At 39.1% G+C, this 1,110-nt stretch carries 1 pseudogene; it reads left to right on the top strand.

From position 1 onward, the window contains the following. Positions 1-1,110 (top strand): annotated as a pseudogene (locus tag QGM60_RS10165) (hypothetical protein); the annotation flags it as partial.

Below are 1,110 nucleotides of genomic sequence, written 5' to 3'. Positions count from 1 at the left end.
TCTAATGTGTTTAATAACTTGCCCTCATCAACTTATACACCAGCAGTTAGATATCAGTCGATGCCTACATGTATAGGTGTATCTAATAATCCTATTGTTTTGGTTGAAGCAGAATGTCCAGAATTAACAGTGACCAAGACCGTTACAGTAAGTGGCAGTTCCTTAGGAGACGTTATAGAATATGATATTGTAGTGACCAACACAGGTAATTTAACGGTAAGCAACATAGATATAACAGATGCGAACGCCGATGCAGGCAGTATTGTAGGCAGCCCAATCGCAAGTTTAGCACCAGGATCAAGTGCTATAGTCACAGTAGAACAGACGATCACACAATCCGACATCGACGCAGGTTACATAGAGAACAGTGCCACGGCAACGGGAGATAGCCCAAGCGGCACAGATGACGTTGTCGATGTATCGGATGCAGGAGACGAGACCGTTGAGACCGCCGATGGTCAGGGTAATACGGATGGAGATCCAACGAACGATCCAACGGTAACTATTTTAACTCAAAATCCAGATTTTAATATAACTAAGACTAGTAGTTTAGATTTAGGTATAGATGGAATAGTGAGTGTAGGTGATATAATTACTTATACTTATACAGTGACAAATACTGGAGATGTTACTATTTATGATATAGATGTAAACGAAAATTCGTCAAACTTTACAGGCACAGGTATATTACCTACACCTATTTATAATAGTGGAGGAAGTGATGAAGATGGAGAAGGTGATTTACAGGATTTAGTTGTAGGTACAGGAAGTATAGTTTATACAGCAACATATGCAATTACTCAAGAAGATATTGATTCGGGTATAGTAACAAATCAAGCGTCTGTTGAAGCTATAGATCCAATGAATAATATATTGAATGATGATAGTGATGATCCTACAGACCCAACAAGTGATAATGATCCAACAAATACATTATTACCAGAGAGTCCACAGATAGAAGCCGTAAAAGTAGCTACTATCACTAACGATGTAGCACCAACAGGAGCAAGTTTAGGAGATACAGTAACGTATACGATAACAGTAACGAACAACGGTAACGTCAGCTTAAGTAACGTAGCCATAGTAGATACGTTTGTAGATGGCAACGGT

This window comes from Winogradskyella sp. SYSU M77433 (assembly GCF_029911945.1).
In the GTDB taxonomy this organism is placed as follows: domain Bacteria; phylum Bacteroidota; class Bacteroidia; order Flavobacteriales; family Flavobacteriaceae; genus Winogradskyella.
The sequence above is the reverse complement of the archived record's forward strand: the minus strand, read 5'-3'. Positions and strand labels throughout refer to the sequence as shown.